This is a genomic window from Ventosimonas gracilis (assembly GCF_001580025.1).
Taxonomy (GTDB): Bacteria; Pseudomonadota; Gammaproteobacteria; order Pseudomonadales; family Pseudomonadaceae; genus Ventosimonas; species Ventosimonas gracilis.
The window spans coordinates 1-311 of the sequence record NZ_LSZO01000104.1 but is presented as its reverse complement, the minus strand read 5'-3'; the positions used below and the strand labels follow the sequence as shown (position 1 = coordinate 311).

1 protein-coding gene is annotated in these 311 nt (G+C 53.1%); it reads right to left on the bottom strand.

What is annotated here, in order from left to right:
- Positions 1–72: 72 nt before the first annotated feature.
- On the bottom strand, positions 73–311 hold a 239-nt coding region (locus AXE65_RS13800; protein WP_160330593.1), incomplete at its 5' end, for a hypothetical protein.

Sequence of the window (311 nt, the reverse complement as noted above, 5' to 3'; positions counted from 1 at the left end):
TGGTCGAAACCCACCCCAACCCTGCCGAACTATTTAAAGCCTTCGCGGGGAAGGCCGCCGCTGCAAGAACACTCATGCCGGGCTTTGCCTCGCTGCATCAACATCCTGCGGAACGGAGGAATTACCAGCCATCTGCTTTTCAAGAGCTGATAGACGACGATCTGAATGTGTGGCTTGATCTCTTATCGCGCCAATTTCCTTCCATACATCACTCAAATAGTCGATAGAGTCTTTTTTAAAAGACGCACTCTCGCGCCCTTGCTGCTCGACCACCTCGCGCAGCGAGGGCGCGTTAAGCCAATTCCAAAACC